Source organism: Mucilaginibacter sp. FW306-07-L, from assembly GCF_058782065.1.
Map to the genome: position 1 here is coordinate 579,473 of NZ_JBYSXI010000002.1, position 20,600 is coordinate 600,072.

General features: G+C 43.4%; 19 protein-coding genes. 11 read left to right on the plus strand and 8 right to left on the minus strand.

The window, feature by feature from the left end:
- Positions 1 to 21: 21 nt before the first annotated feature.
- Together AC3WJC_RS12685 and dinB are read right to left on the minus strand one after the other, a co-directional pair.
- Positions 22 to 3,081: a DNA polymerase III subunit alpha gene (locus tag AC3WJC_RS12685; protein ID WP_492399485.1), complete on the minus strand. Its 3,060-nt coding sequence runs from the start codon at positions 3,079 to 3,081 to the stop codon at positions 22 to 24.
- A 1-nt stretch (position 3,082) separates the two neighbouring features.
- Positions 3,083 to 4,246 (minus strand): DNA polymerase IV, encoded by a 1,164-nt coding sequence (dinB, locus tag AC3WJC_RS12690; protein ID WP_492399486.1) that lies wholly within the window; start codon positions 4,244 to 4,246, stop codon positions 3,083 to 3,085.
- A 68-nt stretch (positions 4,247 to 4,314) separates the two neighbouring features.
- On the opposite strand from dinB, the gene AC3WJC_RS12695 reads away from it, so the two are divergent.
- From AC3WJC_RS12695 to AC3WJC_RS12720, 6 genes are all read left to right on the plus strand, one after another.
- Positions 4,315 to 5,085 (plus strand): XRE family transcriptional regulator, encoded by a 771-nt coding sequence (locus tag AC3WJC_RS12695; protein ID WP_492399487.1) that lies wholly within the window; start codon positions 4,315 to 4,317, stop codon positions 5,083 to 5,085.
- Between the two features lie 100 nt (positions 5,086 to 5,185).
- Positions 5,186 to 5,500 (plus strand): hypothetical protein, encoded by a 315-nt coding sequence (locus AC3WJC_RS12700; protein ID WP_492399488.1) that lies wholly within the window; start codon positions 5,186 to 5,188, stop codon positions 5,498 to 5,500.
- A 30-nt stretch (positions 5,501 to 5,530) separates the two neighbouring features.
- Positions 5,531 to 5,854, plus strand: coding sequence for a hypothetical protein (locus tag AC3WJC_RS12705; protein ID WP_492399489.1), 324 nt, complete (start codon positions 5,531 to 5,533; stop codon positions 5,852 to 5,854).
- Between the two features lie 107 nt (positions 5,855 to 5,961).
- Positions 5,962 to 6,282 carry a hypothetical protein gene (locus tag AC3WJC_RS12710; protein ID WP_492399490.1) on the plus strand — a complete coding sequence of 107 codons (321 nt, stop codon included), beginning with the start codon at positions 5,962 to 5,964 and terminating at the stop codon, positions 6,280 to 6,282.
- A 1-nt stretch (position 6,283) separates the two neighbouring features.
- On the plus strand, positions 6,284 to 7,009 hold the full coding sequence (locus AC3WJC_RS12715) for a GLPGLI family protein (protein WP_492399491.1): 726 nt from the start codon (positions 6,284 to 6,286) through the stop codon (positions 7,007 to 7,009).
- Entirely contained in the window at positions 7,002 to 9,665 is a 2,664-nt protein-coding gene (locus tag AC3WJC_RS12720; RefSeq protein WP_492399492.1) for a TonB-dependent receptor, read from the plus strand. Before AC3WJC_RS12715 ends, AC3WJC_RS12720 begins: the two co-directional genes overlap by 8 nt.
- A gap of 7 nt (positions 9,666 to 9,672) precedes the next feature.
- Here AC3WJC_RS12720 and mobC read toward each other — a convergent pair whose 3' ends face one another.
- The 4 genes from mobC to AC3WJC_RS12740 form a co-directional block, all read right to left on the minus strand.
- Positions 9,673 to 11,661, minus strand: a complete 1,989-nt coding sequence (gene mobC, locus AC3WJC_RS12725) for a conjugal transfer protein MobC (protein ID WP_492399915.1) — start codon at positions 11,659 to 11,661, stop codon at positions 9,673 to 9,675.
- A gap of 17 nt (positions 11,662 to 11,678) precedes the next feature.
- Entirely contained in the window at positions 11,679 to 12,956 is a 1,278-nt protein-coding gene (locus AC3WJC_RS12730) for a relaxase/mobilization nuclease domain-containing protein (RefSeq protein ID WP_492399493.1), read from the minus strand.
- Positions 12,944 to 13,363: a plasmid mobilization protein gene (locus AC3WJC_RS12735; RefSeq protein ID WP_492399494.1), complete on the minus strand. Its 420-nt coding sequence runs from the start codon at positions 13,361 to 13,363 to the stop codon at positions 12,944 to 12,946. The genes AC3WJC_RS12730 and AC3WJC_RS12735 overlap by 13 nt, the downstream gene beginning before the upstream one ends.
- A gap of 171 nt (positions 13,364 to 13,534) precedes the next feature.
- On the minus strand, positions 13,535 to 14,464 hold the full coding sequence (locus AC3WJC_RS12740; RefSeq protein WP_492399495.1) for a DUF8464 domain-containing protein: 930 nt from the start codon (positions 14,462 to 14,464) through the stop codon (positions 13,535 to 13,537).
- A gap of 154 nt (positions 14,465 to 14,618) precedes the next feature.
- Between AC3WJC_RS12740 and AC3WJC_RS12745 the strand changes: the two genes are divergently transcribed.
- From AC3WJC_RS12745 to AC3WJC_RS12765, 5 genes are all read left to right on the plus strand, one after another.
- Positions 14,619 to 14,906 carry a hypothetical protein gene (locus AC3WJC_RS12745; protein WP_492399496.1) on the plus strand — a complete coding sequence of 96 codons (288 nt, stop codon included), beginning with the start codon at positions 14,619 to 14,621 and terminating at the stop codon, positions 14,904 to 14,906.
- A 148-nt stretch (positions 14,907 to 15,054) separates the two neighbouring features.
- Entirely contained in the window at positions 15,055 to 15,969 is a 915-nt protein-coding gene (locus AC3WJC_RS12750) for a LytTR family transcriptional regulator DNA-binding domain-containing protein (protein WP_492399497.1), read from the plus strand.
- A 279-nt stretch (positions 15,970 to 16,248) separates the two neighbouring features.
- Positions 16,249 to 16,830, plus strand: coding sequence for a hypothetical protein (locus tag AC3WJC_RS12755; protein ID WP_492399498.1), 582 nt, complete (start codon positions 16,249 to 16,251; stop codon positions 16,828 to 16,830).
- Positions 16,827 to 17,270 carry a MauE/DoxX family redox-associated membrane protein gene (locus AC3WJC_RS12760; protein WP_492399499.1) on the plus strand — a complete coding sequence of 148 codons (444 nt, stop codon included), beginning with the start codon at positions 16,827 to 16,829 and terminating at the stop codon, positions 17,268 to 17,270. The genes AC3WJC_RS12755 and AC3WJC_RS12760 overlap by 4 nt, the downstream gene beginning before the upstream one ends.
- A gap of 79 nt (positions 17,271 to 17,349) precedes the next feature.
- The gene (locus AC3WJC_RS12765; RefSeq protein WP_492399500.1) at positions 17,350 to 17,661 is read left to right on the plus strand and encodes a hypothetical protein; all 312 of its coding nucleotides are present in this window, start codon (positions 17,350 to 17,352) and stop codon (positions 17,659 to 17,661) included.
- Between the two features lie 50 nt (positions 17,662 to 17,711).
- Here AC3WJC_RS12765 and AC3WJC_RS12770 read toward each other — a convergent pair whose 3' ends face one another.
- Positions 17,712 to 19,250, minus strand: coding sequence for a TlpA family protein disulfide reductase (locus AC3WJC_RS12770; protein WP_492399501.1), 1,539 nt, complete (start codon positions 19,248 to 19,250; stop codon positions 17,712 to 17,714).
- Positions 19,251 to 19,254: 4 nt separating this feature from the next.
- Positions 19,255 to 20,595 carry a RagB/SusD family nutrient uptake outer membrane protein gene (locus tag AC3WJC_RS12775; RefSeq protein WP_492399502.1) on the minus strand — a complete coding sequence of 447 codons (1,341 nt, stop codon included), beginning with the start codon at positions 20,593 to 20,595 and terminating at the stop codon, positions 19,255 to 19,257.
- Positions 20,596 to 20,600: the final 5 nt, after the last annotated feature.

Sequence of the window (20,600 nt, forward strand, 5' to 3'; positions counted from 1 at the left end):
GCGTTTATACGTTTCGCAAATTTAATCCTTTTTCATTTTGTGACGAGGCAAATTGATCTCCTGTTCCTGCGGGTAAGGTGCGCGGTCGGTCATGGAGACATCCTCGCGCAGGCGCTGCGGCGCCTTGCGCTGGTTCTCATCACCTTCGGCATAACGTGGGTCGGGAATAAAGGGCATCTTGGCCATCTTGCTGATGGTAATGGTCGGAAAATGGTAATCCACTTCTACAGTTCCCAAAAGCAGGTAACAGCCCCCGCCCAGGAAAGGGTATTGCTTCAGGCTGCCGGTGAAATGGGCGGTGTCAAAGAACTCGCCATTCGCATCGATCCAGGTACCGAAATACATGGCACCCATCTTAGTCGGCACATGCTTGCGCGATACCAGGTAAGCCAGCATCCGTACTTCCTTTTTGTGGTAGTTCACAAGGTCTTTCGCCATCACATCGCCACGGTGTTTGGTCTGTAATAATTCAAATGGCGTACAGGATACGGGAAAGCCCAAAAGTTCAATTTCATCAAAGGCATCCTCAAACAGCGAGCGTTCCAGTACGGGCAGCTTGTAGTCTTTCACAGGTTCAGAAAGCAGTGTCAGGCCGCGGTTTTCCGGCTTAAAGTTCACCAATAGCAGCCGTGCAATAATGAGTAGCTGGTTCTTGGTCTTGCCGGTAAAACGGAACGCGCCGATAAAGATGAGTATCTGCACGCCTTCAATGCCTATAGGCACACGGTTGATGAAGTCTTCCAGCGAGACATAAACACCGTTTATCTCCCGTTCTGAAACAATCGCCCGTGCAACTTTTGCTTCAAGCCCCTGGAGGTGCATATAGCCGAGGTAGATATCGTTACCATATAGGGTAGTTTCAAATTCGCTTTTGTTTACGCAGGGGTTATGGACCACACCGCCCGACATTTTCGCCTCATGCACATATACTTCGGTACGGTAAAACCCGCCTTGGTTGTTGATCACGGCGACCATGAACTCCACCGGGTGATATACTTTCAGGTAAAGGCTTTGGTAGCTTTCCACGGCATAGGATGCCGAGTGTGCCTTGCAGAACGAATACCCGGCAAAAGACTCTATCTGGCGGTAAATTTCCGCGCTTAACTGTTCAGGGTGGCCTTGCTCGGCGCAACATTCAAAGAAGTGATCTTTCACCCGCTGAAGCGCTTCGAGGGAGCGCCCTTTACCACTCATGGCCCTGCGCAGTACATCCCCGTCTGCGGCGGATACCCCGCCATAATGCAGGGCAATTTTAATCACATCCTCCTGGTAGACCATAATGCCGTAGGTCTCACCGAGCTGTTCGCGGAAAACATCATGGAAGTATTCGAACTTATCCGGGTAATTATGCCTGAAAATGTATTCCTTCATCATACCGCTTTGCGCCACTCCGGGACGAATAATAGACGAAGCAGCCACAAGAACTTTGTAGTTGTCACATTTCAGTCTTCGTAAAAGCCCCCGCATGGCAGGGCTCTCGATATAGAAACAGCCGATAGTGCGCCCTATGCCGAGGTACTGGTTGCATAAGGCTTCGTCCTTGGAGATGCGGGTATCACGGATGTCTACCTTAACCCCCTTGTTTTTCTCGATCAACCGTACCGCCTCGTCAATGTGCCCGAGGCCGCGCTGGCTTAAAATATCAAACTTGTCAAAGCCGATATCCTCGGCAATGTGCATGTCAAACTGTACGATTGGGAAGCCTTTTTCGAGTACTACCAGGGTACTATAGTTGGTAATGGGCTCTTCCGATATCAGGATACCGCAGGAGTGCATGGAGCGCTGGTTCGGGAACTTTTCCAGCATAAGGCCGTACTCGTGTACCTGCCGTACCACCGAATTATTATCGTGGGTATCAATGGATTTTGTGGCCAGGGCATCGAGTTCCTCTTTGGGAAGGCCGAACACTTTGCCGACCTCACGGAATATCGAACGGTACTTGAACTCTACGTTGGTACCGCAAAAGGCGACATGCTCGCTTCCGTAGCGGTCAAATATATACTGTAATATGGTATCGCGCTCTTTCCAGCTCCAATCCAGGTCAAAGTCCGGCGGGCTTTTGCGGTTAAGGTTCAGGAAACGCTCAAAATACAGGTCAAGTTCTAAGGGACAGATATCGGTAATACCCAGACAGTAGGCAATGATGCTGTTGGCACCGCTGCCGCGCCCGATGTGCATAAAGCCCATACTGTTGCTGTAGCGTATGATGTCCCATGTAATGAGGAAGTAGCCGCTGAACTCCAATTGGTCAATCACGGCAAGCTCGCGTTCCACCCGTGCCTTGGCCGCTTTGTTATTGCGCCCGTAACGCTTTGCCATGCCCTGGTGCGCAAGGCTGGTAAGCAGTTTCATATCGGCCGCCCGGCTTTTGGTGTAAAACTTCCTGTTTTTAGGCACATCATACTCGAAATGGAAATCACAGCTATTAATAAGCTCTTGGGTGTTCGATATAATCTGCGGGTAATCACGGTAACATCTCAATAAATCTTCAAGTGGCAGCATGAACTCGGTCGCATCACATATATCCTTGGAAACCAGCATGGAGAGCAGCTTGTTGTTATCAACGGCCCGGAGCACCTTATGCAGTTCGTATTCCTTTTCCGTACGGAATGTTACCGGTTGCAATACGACCATCTTGTATATGAGCGCTTTCCATTTTGCCTGGAAGAGTAGAGGGAGCTGTTCAGGGCGGATACCGATGTAGTCGTTATCCTGTAGTGCATCAGGTACATTTTCCAAGGGGTAAATAACGGCCACTTGCTTAAAGGCGGGTGCAGTCGGCGGAAGCGGCATCCCGTCCAGGTTATGCGCGGTCAAAAAACGGTTCAGCTCGCCAATCCCCTCAAACGATTTGGCTATCCCGATAAAGCGCAGGTTGTTGTCCTGACGGAACTCTATGCCGCAAAGCGGTTTGATACCAACGGTGGAACATTGCTTTGCAAAATCGTAAATGCCTGTGATTGTATTGATGTCGGTAAGTGCCATAACGGTTGCCCCGCAGGCTATGCCTTGCTGCACCAGATCCGTAAGCGGGATGGTGCCATAACGCAGGCTATGGTAAGTGTGGCAGTTCAGGTACATATCATTCAGATTTTAAAAATGCACCCGCGCACCGTGCTACTGCGTTGGCCCCAAACCGCTTTTTCATTTTATCCATTGCCTGGTACAGGGCCATCATCTCCTGTGTGTCTTCAAAGAGGTTGATCTGGTAGGTGCCGCGTACCAGTCCGGCAAACTGGATACCGATAAGGCGCAGGCGCATGCGCCGCTGGTAGAGCTTATCAAAAAGGCCGATAGCTACCTCGCTTAGCTTATGGTCGGCTGAAGTATAGGTTACCCGGCACTGCTTGGTCTCGGTATCAAAATTGGCATAGCGTATTTTCACCACAACGGTAGAAGCCAGCCACTCTTCATCGCGCAACTGAAAGGCCAGGCGTTCCACCATGCCGCTGATCATGGATTTCAGCAGGCGCACGTCCATCGTGTCCTGGTCAAAAGTGTGTTCGGTAGAGATTGACTTGCGTTCGGTATAAGGCTGCACGGGGGTATTGTCAATCCCGTTGGCCTTCTTCCACAGTTCCTGGCCGTTCTTGCCGATCATCTGCTGCAAAACTTCGGACGGCATTTCAGAAAGCGTGCCGATATTGCGGATTCCGATACGCGATAAAAGATTAAATGTTACTTCACCGACCATCGGTATCTTGCGGATAGATAGCGGGTTCAAAAAAGGGCGTACCAATCCTGAAGGAATTTCCAGGTGCCCTTTGGGTTTGCCTTCGCCTGTGGCAATCTTGGAGACGGTCTTATTAACCGATAATGAAAAGCTGATAGGAAGGCCAGTCTCCTTTGTTACTCTTTGCGAAAGCTCATTGGTCCATTGATAGGAACCAAAGAATTTATCCATCCCGGTCAGGTCGAGATAGAACTCATCAATGCTCGCCTTTTCCATTACCGGCGCTTTTTCCTCAATGATCTCTGTTACCGTATGGGACATTTTGGAGTAGTATTCCATATCACCTTTGACAATTTTTGCCTGCGGGCAAAGCCGTAAAGCCATTTTGATGGGCATGGCAGAACGCACACCGAACACCCTTGCCTCGTAGGAACAGGATGCCACCACGCCACGGTCGCCACCACCAATAATTAACGGGATACCCTCTAATTGTGAGTTGGTTAGCCGCGCGCACGACACAAAAAACGTATCCAAATCCATGTGAACAATTGCCCTCTCCATAACATTTAACATTTATCTCCCGACAAAATTAGGATGGATTATAGCAAACATTATTACATTTGTTGCTAAAAATATTAGCAATGTCATTCCTGTCAGAGAACATGAGGTATTTAAGGGCACAGCGCAAGCTCTCCCAGCAGAAGGTTGCCGATGACCTGATCATCACGCGCGGCCGCTATGCCAAATACGAAGACGGTGTTTCAGAGCCGCCTTTAAGCCTTCTTCAGAATATCGCCCGATACTTCCATGTCAGCATAGACTTGCTCCTGGCCGTGGACCTGCGCCGGGTACCGATGAATGAATTGGTAAAGTTGGAAGGCAATCGTATTTTGCTGCCCATTACGGTGGACTCCAAAGGAGAAAACTACATCGAAATTATTCCACACACTGCCAAAGCGGGATACACAACAGGTTATGCTGACCCGGAATTTATTGAAAGCCTGGAGCATATTTCACTGCCATTTCTTAAGCAAGGCCAAAAATATCGTGCGTTCCCCATTGAGGGAGATTCCATGCCGCCGCATACTGACGGGTCATTTATCATTGGACGCTTTTTAGAAAATAAAAACGAAATCAAAGACGGAAAAACGTACGTCCTGCTTACGCTTAGTGAAGGTATTGTGTACAAGCGCGTACAAAAAAAGGATAAAGAGATACTGACTTTAATTTCAGATAATGAATTTTATGAAGCCTATGACATTTTGCTTAATGAGATAATTGAAATTTGGGGATTTGAGTGTAGTCTTGCCTTGAAAGAATATCAACTTAAGAGTTTCATTACCGGAAACATTCAACATATATTATTGGATTTAGTAAGAGAGGTAGCAAAATACCAAGACTCGAAAGTATAAGACAAAATTTATCGTGAAACTTGTTAAATTTTAACTAATTATTAACCTTTATTAACATAAAAGTATCATAATATTGGAATATAATTTTAAACCAATCATTATGAAAATTTTGTTATTGTGCGCTGCATTAGGTGCCAGCGCTGCTGTACAAGCAAATGTTCCAATTCTTCCGAAAGTTCAACTTATCGATGCCGATGCAGTAGAATCAATATGTTGCGAAAAAAGCGCATTCTTTAGTTATTTTGACGGTAGCTATGTTTATAGCGGTTCAGGGAAAGCTAATGTATGTATAGACCTGGAAGAAGGAGATCACCCTCAGACTATTCAAGATCAGGCATGTGATGATGCAAACAAAGTAGCTATCGCTGAAGCTAAACGAAATCTTGCGGCAGCCATAGCCGCGGGACCACAGTAAACCAATTAAGAAATCCTAAAATTTTCTCGAATGAAAAAATTCATTTTTGCCGGGCTATTTGTAACTACTGCCTCACTGGCATCAAATAATCCTACTGTACCGGTAGCTCCCCATTCAGATAAAGGGCAGGAAGTACTTTTAACAGATGTTTGCTGTCGAAAATCAGCCAGTGTTACCATAGTGTCACATGATGTATCTTATTCTTACACGGCAACTATCACTGCTTGCTTAGATTTACTTAAGGAAGGCGAAGAAGCCACACATGACCTGGCATGTAGCGAAGCTTATGATACCGCGTTAGCTGTTGCAACCGCAGTTGTAAAGGCTATGATCAGCGAGGCTGAAGGTGGTTGATTCTTATCAATATATAGAAACAAGGCTATTGAAAATATAGTGATTCAAGTTAGCTTGTTTGCGAACCTACCACTTTTATAAATAATATTTTAACACACTTTAATCTTATGAAAAATTTTCTTGCTATTGCGGCGTTGCTGTTTTCCGCCGCAACATTTGCATCTAACGGAAATCCGGCCGAAAGAGATTCGCTAAAATTAACGTTAACTGAAGAAGCCTTTGGAGATCAGGTTTGCTGTAAAAAGAAAGTCACCGTTGGTATCTGGCACGAAGAGCAATATTATTCTGCGGATGCTGAGATAACAGCGTGCGTTGATCCAGGTAAAACATTTGACGAAACGTATGCTCTGGCATGTACTGAAGCACATGATACCGCTTTGGCGGTAGCTACGTCACTTGCAAGACAAATGGTCGCTGATGCAGGGTAAAATGAAAACTTTATCCTTATTCCTGCTATTTAGCATTAGCTTATACAGTCAAACGCTTACGGTAAGTTATAAGACTTTCTTTCTTGATACGCTCGAATACGGGAGTGCAATGGTTGCTACTAATGAGCTTGTTACCGATGACAGCCATAGCATCTATTATACTTTACCGATAGACACTACCATTGTAACTCCTTACAGGGATTATATACAAATGTCAGACCCCAATAAAAAGTCCAGGGGTATGAGAATGTACAAGAATTTAAAGGAAAAGTATGTTGTACAAGCACTGACAATCAATAAGCTTCTGAAAGACGTTGACTATTCCATTCACTGGAATATTACCACTAAGTCTAAAACAATCCTGGGATATAACTGCCAAGAGGCAACCGGCGACTTCAGAGGAAGAAAGTACCATGTTTACTTTACAACCGAGCTTCCTTATCGTGACGGACCTTTCAAGTTTGACGGGCTTCCCGGTTTAGTTTTGGAAGTCAAATCCGATGACGGATGTGTTAATATTAAAGCGTTACAGGTCAGGAAAACTTCGGAAGAAATAAGCAATCCCTTTGCCGATAACAAAAAGCCACAGATTAACTGGGAGCAGTATACCAAAGAGTATAAGCTAAGATTTGAAAAAATCGTTAACTACCGCCCTGAGACACCGGACGGTGTCGTGTCAGAGTCCAGCATCCCGAAACGTGAAATTGAATACCTGATTGATGATTAAATTAGAGCGGCTGATATGCTATGTTTTCCTCTTGGTAGGATATTCTTTTTACGGACAGACCATTAAAGGAACAGTTTCAGATGAAAGCGAAACTGTTCCTTTTGTTACCATACTGGTCAAGTCGCCGGCATCGCTGGACAAAATTGTACAATACACAGAAACAGATCTGTATGGCAAATACACCTTGATAGTTAATCATGAAGCGGATTCACTGATTCTCGAAGTGGTCAGTCCTATGTATGAGCCCCAAAGCACGATAGTAAAAGGAATAACTAAAGGCCGGGTCATCACCTATGATTTTAAACTTGAACCCAGGCTTACTGAACTTAAGGAAGTTATCATAGAAAATAGACAATCTGTCACTGTTAAAAAAGATACCGTAAGCTTTAATCCTGAAGCTTTTAGGGACGGATCCGAGAAAGTGGTAGAAGACCTGCTTAAAAATTTGCCGGGTGTAAGGGTAATGGATAACGGTGAGATTAAGTACAAAGGCAAAACCATTAGTAAATTATTGTTAGACAACGATGATCTTTTCGGCGGTCAGTATGCGACCGGCAGCAGGAATATTGATGTAGAGATGGTGGAAACCGTACAAGCCATTGAGCATTACAATGATAATCCCCTTCTTAAAGACTTGGTTAATTCAGACCAGGTAGTCATCAATCTTAAACTTAAGAGCGGGAAAACCGACGTTTCTGGAAACGTCAAACCGGGTTACGGTATAACGGATAAGTATGCTGTTTCCACAACTGCCATAGCGGTCAACAAAAAAGTAAAAGCTTTTGGGGTTGTCAGTTATAACAATATTGGTAACAATTCCAGCCCTTATAATTTCCGCTCATCTATATTGTCGGTAGAGGCGATGAGCGAAGCTTCTTTTTTAGCGCCAGAAGTAATCAACCAGGGATATTTTTTTACAACCCTTAATAGTGATTATGCTAATATCAACAACAATCTTTTCGGCAGTCTCCATTCAATATTTAAACTGAGCCCTACATTATCGGTAAAAACCAATATTGGCATATATGATGACCGACTACGTAGAAATAATAAGTCGGTAACAAAATATTTTTTGAATGGTGAAACGCTGACTGTTGAGCAAACGGATCGCCTGATAAAGAAGCCCAGGGTATATAATGCGGCGCTACTGGCCACTGATAAACCAACCAGAGATATTATGTGGGAATATAATGGAAAAATAACTTATCGGGACGTGCTATATAGCAATTTGAGCAGTAACAATGGGATCGTGCAAAACAATCGCGTCAACACTGAAAATTTGTTTACGAAGCATGATTTAAATTTCACAAATCGACTTAACGATGCCGCTGCATTTACTGCTACGGCCACATTCTCTTTTAACGAGGCTCCTCAAACCTATCTTTTATATCCGGGCTTAAATTTCCAGGAAGCGATTACAGAAGACATTCTGTATAACGACCAGTACAGCCGGTTTGAGAAAAAGGTGGCCTTGGGAAAAGCACGTTATCTTTACGAATTAAGGGAGGAGACTGTATTAGACCTGGATGCAGGTTATTCTTTTGTCCAAAGCCGCATTAATTCTACCCTCAATGCCACTACGTCGGAAGACAGTTATACCAATACGGATTATCAGAACAATATGGAGTATCGGTTCCAATCCCCTCACGTTTCAGCCGGTGTGAATTCCACGGTCACAAAAAAGTTGAAATTAACCGGCAGTGTAAAATTATCGTATTACAGTCTGCTGCATCATGATGAGATAGATGCCCAAGAAACTAAATCAGAACATTGGGTAACCGCGCCATATTTCCAGGCCAGTTATGAAATTGGCCCGAAGTATATTTTAAATACAGCTTACAGCTACAATGAAGCCGTTCCTTCTGAAAGGAATATTTACAGCGGCATCATTCTTACCAGTTACCGCAGTTTCAGTAATAACGAGCCCGACTTACGTTTTCTAAAAACACATGACTTTATCGTCAACCTAAATTATGAGAACCGAACAGCACTTGAAAAGTTAAGCGGTGGTATAAATTATTCGTACCGGAAAAACAATTACTTCTACCGTACGGACATAAACGTTTTTAATTCTATATCGACCGCATTCCTGCTTCCCGTCGGAAATCAGGATCTGACCTTTAATTTGAATGGAGAAAAATACCTGCACTTTACAAGAACTACATTTCAACTGGAAAGCAGTTATATGCTATCCTTCAGCAAAAACATCGTTAACAATTCTGACCTTAGGGATGTGCAGTATAGAATGCTTAATACAAGCATTTCAGCACGTCCTGCCTTTCACGGAGGGTTTAACCTGGAAAATAAACTCAACTTATACATCAGTTCCTCTTACCTGGAAAACAGGAGACAAAATACATTCACCAATCTCAATGATGCGCTGAAATTGACCTTTGATAATAAAGGCAGGCTTAAAGGCAACATGACATTGACTTACCTGGTACCGAACACTTCGATCAGCAGTGATTATACTTTTGTGGATGCGGAACTGACTTTACGCTCAAAGAATAAAAAATTTGAGTATATCTTAACCGGAAGAAACCTGACCAACTATACCCGGTTCAAAACATTTTCAATTTCAGATTACTATCAAAGTGAATCTTCCTATAACCTTATTGGCAGAGTTGTTCTGGCTGAAATGGTTTTCCGATTTTAAGCCTACGTTACTTCTTTTTTCTGATGACTAAATGTGCCTGCCCAGGATCATTGATTAAGCGCTCCATTTCAAAGCGGATAATGTCATCTATATCTTGTTTGATTTGAAGATAATTGCGGTTCACCATTGAGTTATCGAGTTTACGGATGACTTCAATATCCTTATAATTATCCTGTTCTTTTTTGAGGCCTTCATGGTTATTTAATATTTCGCAATGGAAGGCTTTAAGGTCGATTTTGCAATCCGGATCGTCGGCTACCATGCCTACAAACTCACCTGAGCTAAGCGCCGATATTTTAGATGGCGGTATCGCGGATTCAAGTTGCTTGGAACGGCTTATGGAAGTGTCGCCGCTGTTGATAGAAAGGCTTTCCCTGTCCTGCATAATCTTACCAAAACGCTCCGACAATTGCTTGGCTGTATCGCCCGTTACCTGCCCGGCAACAATATTGCCAGTAATATTCATGATGACATCGGCCTGCTCACGCCCGTAGTCCTTGCGGAGTTGGCTGAAGTCCTGGATGCCCAGACAGGTGGATACTTTATTACTACGGGCCGTTGCAATAAGGCTGTCCATATTGTTCAGGTAGATTGTGGGGAACTCATCAAAAACCAGGCTGCTCTTAAGCTTACCCTTCTTATTGACCTGCTTTACAAGGCGTGTTACGTAAAGAGAAAGTACAGCACCGTAAATTTGTATTTTTTGAGGATTATTGCCCATGCAGACGATCTTGGGCTCATCGGGATTATTGATGTCCAGTGTGAAATCGTTGCCGGACAGTACATAATAAAGCTGGGGCGAGGACAGCCGCGCCATTGCTACTTTTGCCGAGGCAATTTGCCCCTCCAGCTGCTCCATAACGTCATTTAAGTAGGCGTTCACAAAAGGGTTGATAAGTACCTCAATTTCCTTTTCTGTCCGAAGCAAGGTAAACAGGCTGTCATAGTCGGCCTGCATCAGTTCAATTACATGCGGCAGCGTACAGAACTCACCGTCTTTATACTTCTTCAGGTACCATATTACAGCAGTGAGAAAGTTGATCGGCGATTCTACAAAGAAGTCGCCTTGTTTTTTTATCCATTCGCGGTTCAGGCCCATCAGGATGGTACGTGCCGATTCCGCTGCATCGGTAATATCGCTCATGCCCGATGGTTCCAACGGGTTACACCGGTGGCTGCGCGAAAGGTCATCAAAATTAATCACATAAAAGGCTGGTGCCTTTTTGTACTTATCCTTATTGTTCAGCCAGGTGTTGTAGGCAATTTTGGATAAGTCATCAAACTTAAAATCGTACACAAACATGGTAAAGCCTTTGCGGATGTGTTGCGTGATAATATGCCGTATCACAAAATAGGATTTACCGGCACCGGGGGTGCCGAGAACCATGACAGCGCGGAACGGGTTAATAATATTGATCCAGCTCTTGCGTACCTTGTCTTTCAGGTAGTATTGCGCCGGAAGGTTTATCGAATACTCGTTTTCCAAATACCGCTCTTCCTGCGGGAAGGTCTCATTTTCCTTGTTGAATATATCTTTATTGTTCAGCCTGTTCTTAATGATACGGGACAGCAAAGTACCGCCCGTTAATATCAGTAGATAGCCTACGGCTGTTATAGCGATATAGATAATGGCAAGCCAGCTGATTTCAAGGGATAATTTCAGCGCAAGGTAGCTGGCAAAATATAACAGCACGCCGGTAATGATATAAGCGAACGCTGTCTTATGGTTCAGCTTCTCATCCTTGCGCCCTTTGGCACCCATAAGCGCAATAGCCAGAAAGCCCAGAGCGATAAGCTTTGACTTGACGAAATTTGACAGCAGCCCTGTGTTGTAAACGTTGCCTAAAAGACGGTCGCTGAACCTGCTGCTCAGCCCCCATTGCTGGAAGGCAGTATAACAAAAATAGTAGCAATGGATAACCAATATCACCATGCTGATGAGCCGCGTCATGTCAAGTATCTTGCGCAGCGCCTTTTCGTTTTCTCCTGTTTGCATAGCCATAGCTTAAAATTTTAAAGTCCTTTACGTTTATTCTTCCTTCTTTTCTTTTTACCCTTAAGCGGATAAGGAACATAATCGGATACCTGTTCGGGCTGCATGAGCACATCCATCAGGTTGGCATTACCATGCGATAATTCCGGCTCTTTGGTTTCTGCCGCTGAAGCTTGCGAAGGCGGCTGTAACCCCATATTCAAAGGGGCTGCATGGCTTGCCAAATGCTGCCCCTGTTTTGGTGCAGCCTGGCAACGTTCCTGGATAGCTTTGGCACTGTATTGCTTGCCAAGGTCACTGCCATTGAAGACACATTTAGTGGTGTGGTCAACATAAGTGACACCATAGATCAGCCCGGTCTCAGCGTGGCGTAGGGCAACATGGATACCCTGGTCTTTTAGTGTCTGTACCAAATCCTTCAAGCTTATTTTATTCCGCAATAGCGCCATATCAATAGCATTTTTAACCCGGCTCTTAAAAGGCGTCCGCCTCACTTTATTACTATCAAATTTGCTTTCCAGGAATTTCAAAGTCGGGCTGTTGTAAAAGTCACTGGCCTTAATCGGCACCCCAACCGGATTGCCGTCATCATCCAGTATCCGGTACACTAAACCATTTGCTTTGAATACTCGGGAATTTTCACTGCCCCGGTCAGCCAATACATTATACTGGCACAGCACGGCATTGAGCTCGGCAAGGCTGGCATATCGATAGACCGGCAGCACCCCGTCAAGCACTTTTGTAATCGCTTTTTTTGACTGGATGCGGCCATACTTTACCGTTCCCATCGCAATTGGCTCTAACTCATATTTAGGGTTCTGCTGCCGCCCCTCTGCCACAACCAAACCAAATAATTCTTCCGTTTCCTTACGAGCTTGCTCAGACTTTTTTGCGGCTAAATGATGCAGGTCGATGCGCTGCCCTTCCGAAGTGATATTTGTGGTTACCACATGGCAATGCGGATGCCCGGCATCATAGTGCCGGTACACCAAAAAGGGCTGCTCACCAAAACCTAATTTTTCCATATACGAGCGCGTGATTTCCATTAATTTTTCATTGTCAAAATGATTTTCTGAAGGCGCGAAATTGAGCGATATATGCACGCTGTTAACCTGCACATTCGGACGCAATTTCGCCTGTTTTAGCAGCCTGTTCAAACGCATGTTTACTGTCATCTTATCGGGGTCGAAAGGATAGTTTTCAGCCCCGATAATTTGTGCCACACCCTCTTTTACCTTGTTCTCATTATAGTTAAAAACGCGGTGCAGCGACTTGCCGGATTTGATCACCGCAACCATGATTCCGAAGCCTTTTGGATATGATTCTTTATTTCCTCAACCTTATTGAAAAGGGTGCGCTTTTCAACCTCAAAAACCATAAGCCAGTTTTTGAATTCAGCGGCCTGCGGTAAGGTGTGCAGGCGCTTAACGACCTGGTTGAAATTGTTACCTATGGCATTAAGCTCAGAGCGTAGCTTGCCGGTTTCTGTTATAAAATCGTCAGCGGAGCTGTTGCGGTAAAGCGTTACTACCGGCTTCTCAAAAAGGCAATGCCTTAAATAATCGCTCAGTTTTTTGCAGGTCGAAGCCTGGCATTTACGTTCGATCTTTGCGTACTCTTCCGGTGTCAGCCTGAAAATCACACGTCTTGTCCTGTTTGAATTTTCATTTTCCATCACATTATCATTTTCACGTTTCAAACTCATTATATCATTGTAGCAACACTGCCCCCGAGTTCCGAGGGAATAGGCAGCCAGATCCGGTTGTACGACAACCGTTTATCTGGCCGTTTGCTAGAACAGGCAAACTCAGACTGCTTTAAGGAAGTCCTAAAAGCTGCTAAAAAGCGTAATGCTGAATATTACCTTTTTTCAGATTTATAGAAGATTTGGAGGTTTTTCTTTAATTGAAAGGATGTCCCTTAAAGTGGTTGCAGTGTGATGGCGGGATTTTATAAGCCAATCGTTTACATCATTGTAACCAACATAAAGGCTACTGTTATCATGGTAAGAATTGCCCCAGGTCAGGGCAAGCTTGGTAGCGGTTTTCCCGGCAGCGTCATTATCAAGGAACAGCAACACATTTGAGTAGCGGTACAGAATGTGGCGGGTACCTTCTAAAAAAGCAAGTGAATTTAGGATTATAAAATCAAGGTCTTTAAAGCTTTCCTTGCCTGCAATAACCATGAAAGATAGGAAGTCGAAAAAGCCCTCGAACACGGCTACTGCATCGCTACCATTTTTGATACTCGTAATGCTCTTGGGCGAGCTGCTCAGCTTATGAAAAGCATTGCGGATTTCATAGCCGCCCAAATCATTTTTGAAGCCGATGCCGAACCATGCTTTGCCGTTAAGCTCATATCGTATTTCGCAGCAAAATTGATGGGCAATCTCAAAGATAATACCACGCTGTTGAAAGTAGTTTAAAAGCGACGGTAAAGATAGCGCAGCTGTACTTAAAATTTTAATCTGCGCTTCCTGTTCCGGAATAATTTTAAAGGGCTTCGCCGGGTGCTGTTGAAGGGAAAAATTACCGGCCAATTTTTGGAGTGCTTCGAATACATTACACGCCCAAAACAGCACGGCAAAATCGACCAGGTTGCCGCCTTTGCCAATGCCGTGGTCATACCACCTATTTATCCTTCGGTTTACTTTGAAAGACGGCGACCTTTCATCCCTTAAAGGTGAGTGATACCAATAGTCATTACGGCTAACTTTTACAGCCTCAAAACCCATCTGTGACAGGATTGTCACCATATCTTTTTCTTTGGCTTGCGCAATGGTAAGCCTGCTTTCCCTGAACTCCATAACTGCATCTTTTCACTTTCACATTCAGTTTACTGATGTAAAATTAGGGAGGCCATATGGATTTTACCTATCATGCCCAAATTTCGGGCAGGATGCGTATAGCCTTGTCGGCTAACTTTGATACCAGTAAAAATCTAATTTAAAACGTGCGATTATGGCAACAACAAATGTAGCGGCCCAGGTATTTGATACGATTATGAGTATCCCTGGCATGAATGAAGTGGTGAAGATTGATTTGAAAGTCTCTCGCAAGAATCTTTTAGTATTAAACAGTGTTATCGAACGCGGACTAACGGGCGAAATGAACGATAGTGATGGGGTTTTAGTAAACGTATCCAAAGAGGATTTGCAGGGGTTAACAACGCTTGCCCACGAGATGCTGCAAAAAGCAGGGCTTGTAGAACTGCATGAAAAGCTCAATTCATTAAGTGGTTCAAAATGATTTAAGGCCGGGCATGATCCCGGCCTTTTACAGTGCATTTTAAATGGCAAAAACGGTTTTTTATCGAATAACGACAAAGTAGAAAATTGTTAAGATTAGCTTTTGTAATTTTATTCAAAGTAAAATCTTTCTACCAGCCAAAATCTTTATGAGCGCCGTTCCTTATAACAATACCTACTTCCGTATCATCGCCGCTTTATCAGGCACATTAGTTGTGCTCTTTCAAGGCCGTCCCTTTGACTTAGGTGAAGCTTTGCATTCACAAAAATTTTGGAAAGCTTTTATTGCCAGTTATTCAGTTGCTTTATTCCTGTTTTATATCATACATCATTTGATAGTTCGTCTTGACAACAAATATCCATGGAATGAAGATACTCTGGAAAGGTTTGTCCAACAGGTTATCCGTTGTTTTGCAGCTCCACTGGTAATCGATTTTGCCGTTTTTGCAATCTATCATTACGTAGATGGGCAAAATATTTTCACTAACCGGTTTTTCCCACAGGACTTTTTGTATGTCTCCCTACTCTTGTCACTTCTCAATATTTATTACTTCTTACATGCCCAATACTATTATTGGCGTAAAAGTACTGAACTAAATAGGGGGCTATTATCTAACGACGAGCATGGAGAGGAGTCATTTTTAAATCAAGAATCAGAAGCCCATGATTCCAAAAATGTAGTTGACGAGGAACTATTGGAAATTCGTTACAAAAAGAGCCAGATACTGTTGCTACCGGAAAACATATATTGCTTTTATAAATCGGGTAATTACACCCGCGCTCTTACAGAAGATAATAATACTTATACTACCCGTGAATCAATGAACAGCTTAGAAGCCCGTTTTCATAGCAAAGGATTATTCAGGATAAACCGTGAGGTTATTGTCAATCAAAAAATCGTTGAGGGCTATCAATCCGGACTGACGAGAAATACGCTTCGAATATCTATTAAAAAAGAATTTTTGTTAGTTAAACAAAACTTAAGGAAAGATCAATTGACGGTTACTAAAGATCATATTTCAACAATCAAAGCTGCTTTCCCCGATTTAAGCAGAATTGACTAAAAATGCACCCTAAGTATTTTTATAATTCACTGTTTTTTCATCACCTTTTTTGTTTATTCATCACCTAAAAATGTTAAAGATTAGGGACAATTTTCCTCTTAACGGTTTTTCTTGCAGTTCATCTGTTTTTTCGTCACCTTTTTTTGTCGGCAAAAACTCACCCATTGACTCGTACTTTCTTTTGTTTATACTTTTAACCCACCGATACTTACAGCGCTTCAGTTACTGAACCTGACTACCGAAATTCCAATCCAAAACCTAAACCTTTAATGTTTAATTATGCGGATAAAATTTGTAACTATAGTTATTGGCTTGCTATTAGCTGTTGCCTTATCTTATGACATAATTGGAAAGTTTATTTATACTTTTTTCACAAGAGAAACAATGCCAAGCGCGCTATGGAGATTAGAGAGCGATCCTCCCTTTATCCCGTCAGGCCCTCCTGATTACTGGCTTCCCGTTTTAATGCTTTTAGCAACAGCGGGGATTTCTTTGGAAATGGGGACTATCGGTGTTTTTTTATTGGCCAGATACACTGCTTTGCCATCAAAGTTATATAACGACACATTTTTAATGAACGCCTTTTTAACTGCCGGTTATATAGTTACAATTATATGTTTCAAGGAAAGCCTCCCTTCAAAATTACCTTATACATGCATCAATCTGCTGGGAAAGCACTACAGTTGGAAACAACATTTAGTCGTTCACTTTGGATTGCTTACGCTATCGGTAACTGGTTATTTCATACATCGTAAAATTCCGAAATCATACAGCGTCGTTGTAAGCACGAGAAAATACAAGTACACCCGACATTTCGCGGGCCACCATGAAATAGAGAACGATAAAAATAATATGAGATGAACAGCAGGCGAATTTATATAGAACTGATTACTGCATTGATAGTCGTGTTATTTCTCTATTCTTCCTTAAGTAAGTTTTTAGACTTTCAAGGATTTCGCCAGGACCTGAATAATCAGCCTTTCCCCAATGTGCTGACCCCTATATTAATCTGGTTAATACCGTTACTTGAAATTGGCACCGTGATCAGCCTGTTGATACCGTCCTGGCGGCATAGGGGGCTGTGGGCATCAATGGCGCTTATGGCTATGTTCACCCTTTATACAGCGTTGGTACTGATGCACAGCTTTAGGTATATCCCCTGCAGTTGTGGTGGTGTAATCAAACACCTGACGTGGGCACAGCATTTGGCACTGAATCTTTTCTATGTTATCATATCGTCACTTGGTATTTACCTTGATCATCCAATCAGAAATAACCGATCGACCGCGATTCGATCTTAAATAATATTTTTTGGCCGAGAAATTAAGGGGAAGCCGAAAACCTTTGACAGAGTAGGCAACCAATTTTAATTATAACATTATGAAAAAAGTTTCTTTTATCCTTGCAGCTGCCGTTGTGTTTGCTGTAGGAAGCGCGTTCACAACCGCAAAATCAAACGCTCCTAAAGTGGATGAAAACGGTTTTGCCGATTACAGTTTTGTAAGGGTTAGTGGTCCTGACCGCTCTACAAACGCGGCAGATTATGAATATCGGGGCACCTCATCAGGTGATTGTGAATTCAATCCCGATGTCACATGTAAGGCCAACTGGTCACAGACAACAGCACCAGCGCTGAACAGCCATCCCACAGGTTCCTTTGTTGAAGTAATTCAGGATGGAGAAATCCAGTAGTTAGTAGAAAAAGGAATGGCGGGAAGACTATCACTTCCTGCCACCTCTACTTAGTGCAAAGCATTATTTATTTCGCTAATGAGATTTGATGGTTTTATATAGCCCAACCGTTCCATATCATTGGTGATAACTTTACCATCCTTGCCTACCAGCAGCGGATTAGGAAAAGAAGATAACAAGTAATGCTCGGATACCGGATGCCTGTTTCCTTTACCGGCAGTGTAAAGATTGATCCCTTGCGGGAAAGTATATAGGCCGGTCTTTAATCCTTTATGCCAGATATCTTTCTTGTCAATTGAAATGGCAACAAAGACTACATCAGGATTATCATGAAATAATTTTTCGGCTGGCGTAACCGCATTCTGAAAATAACCGCTGCACCCGGAGCAACCGGTGTAGTAAAAGTCAATTAAAACCACTTTCCCTTTAAAATCGGATAAACGTACAATCTTCCCTAAACTGTCAGGCAATGCAAAATCATACGCCGGGCTACCCACCAATAAGCTTTTTTTAAGTTGCCACAAGACTTGTTGATAGCTTTGATCCTTGACAAGTGCCGCGGCTCTATTCAAAAGGCTATCATATTTTGGTATTTTGGTATGATAATACAGATACTTTGTTAAGACCTGATCACGCATATTGCCACTAAATCGTTCTTCTAGGATTGCAAATGTATTTTTTTTCGGCAGTACATAAACACTTTCAAAAACACTCCTTGCTATACACATAGAGATATATTTGTAAGATTTAAGAAGGCCTGTCTCTGGTATTTGAGCGTGAATGTTAAAATTAGCTTGTTTTGTCGAAAAAAAAGCGTTCACAGCACGGACCATTTCATCCGCGGGAAGGTATTTCCCGTCGTCGCTCATGCGGTTAGCAGAATTAAAAAAGTATAGCATATTACTGGCCAAGGTATTAGCTTTAATGATATTCAGTACGGAGGGGGAAATGGAAGCCTTATAGTGCTTTATGATCACATCCTTTCCTTTTCCTAGGTTAATCATATCTCGGTACACCAATTTGGTTAGTTGGTCAGACCGGGACTTAACGCTGTCCCCTCTATTTGACGATTTAAAATACAAATCTTTATTTTGCTTTTCTTTCTCGTCAAGCTCCCATTGAAGAGATAAGCTCTTACTTCCTTTGCCTTTAAAGCTTAAGGTACTGCAATCATTGCAGTGCTCATATCCGTACACAGCTTTACTCACCAAACCGGTGCGTTTAGTTTCCGTCATAATAATTTTACTTCCCGGCGAAATGATATAAGGTTTAAAGAAGGTATACGGGAACGCGGCTGAAGATTCACCATAAGCGATCTCTATATAGGCCACATCCTTTAAAGGCCGTGTTTTAAAGTGAAAGGCCCCGTCCTTTATAGCGCTTTTATATACTTGGCTTGGGTTGTTAAATCTTTTGTTACCAGACAGAATATCGTACCATACATACAATGTAAGGGAATCAGAGGCATGTGTTTCCACATGGCCTGATATTTCAATGGGCTGTGGTGCACTTTGCTTTTTGCCTTGACATAAGGCTGCACCGTTGTTCAGTACTAAGGCGCAGAATATAAATATTATAAAATTTTTCATGTAATTAACGGGGGTTTTGAGTAATACCACTATTATCTGTTTCGGCTTGGGGAATGGGTAATACGTACCGGGGGTCGCCGGGCGGTAAGATGTACTTTGTTCCGCTTAGCTCGCGGGTGAGTGTTAAAGCGAAACGGCTATCTTTGTTGAGCCTTCTCAAATCACTCCAGCGCAATCCTCGCATTACTAATTCCTTTCTTCTTTCATTTAGGATCACAGTTAATGCCTGATCCTGTGAAGAAAATGAATACGGTTGGTAGGTACCCTGCTTCCATCTTTTGACCAGTAAAGTATTAAGGTCTTCGGCAGCGCCCGACAGGTTATTATTCCTTGCCCGGCTTTCCGCGCGTATCAGCAGTATTTCATCGGTGGCCAAGCCGCAAAAAGGCACCGCCGAGCCGGTATATTGGTTGCGGAATGTTTTAGTCGCTGTGAAAAAAAGCGCTTTACGCAAATCATTTGCATTGTAGGAATCATACAGCGCAGGGTCAACGATTGCTGAACTAAACGTGGCAAAGTTGGTAAGGCCCCAATGTAAGATGACTTCGTCGTTAAAGAGGGCGAAAGGACGGGCTGCGGATGCATTTAGCGTGCTGTAGGTGAGCAATTTATTGTATAGCTGTAAGCAGCTGTCCGCGTACTTTTCAGATTGTCCATAGTTTTCCATGCTCAGGTACACCCTAGCCAACATTCCATAAACAGCAGGCAACGATGGTCTGGTTTTATATTGTGATGTTTGCGGCACTAAGTTTCGAGCCTGCCGCAAATCTGAAATCACCTGGTCATAGGTCTGCTGTATCGTTGCACGCTGTACGGGAGAATTTACATTACCGTCAAGGCGCAAAACTATACCCGGATCAGTCGCGGCACTTGGTGAATACTCCCTGCAAAAAACCTGTGATAAACCATAGAAGTCAAAGGCGCGGAAAAAAAATGCCGTTCCCTTTGCCGTTTTCCAATCTTCGGTGGTGTGGTCCGGAATATTTTCCAGCCCTTCCAGAACTATATTGTCAACAAGGACACGCTGATACGGCGTATTCCATTCGCCGGCAGTACGCGTTTCAAATATATCCTTCGCCCATATGTAAAGATACCGCTCGGTAAGGTTTCTTGCCTGCCAGGTGGCAGGGGTTATGTAGAAGTTGTCTGAGGATAGCTCTCCCATACCACCGACAGTAATATTGAATAGGTTTGTATTATCGAGCAGGGACTGGAAATCCCTGACCGTTGTGGGCACGGCAAGATCCTGTGAAGGCTTGGCATCCAGCCAGTCTTTTTTACAAGCGGCAGTGGCTGCTATAAATACCGCAAAAGTGAGTATATAAATTAATCTTCGATTTTTCATGATAA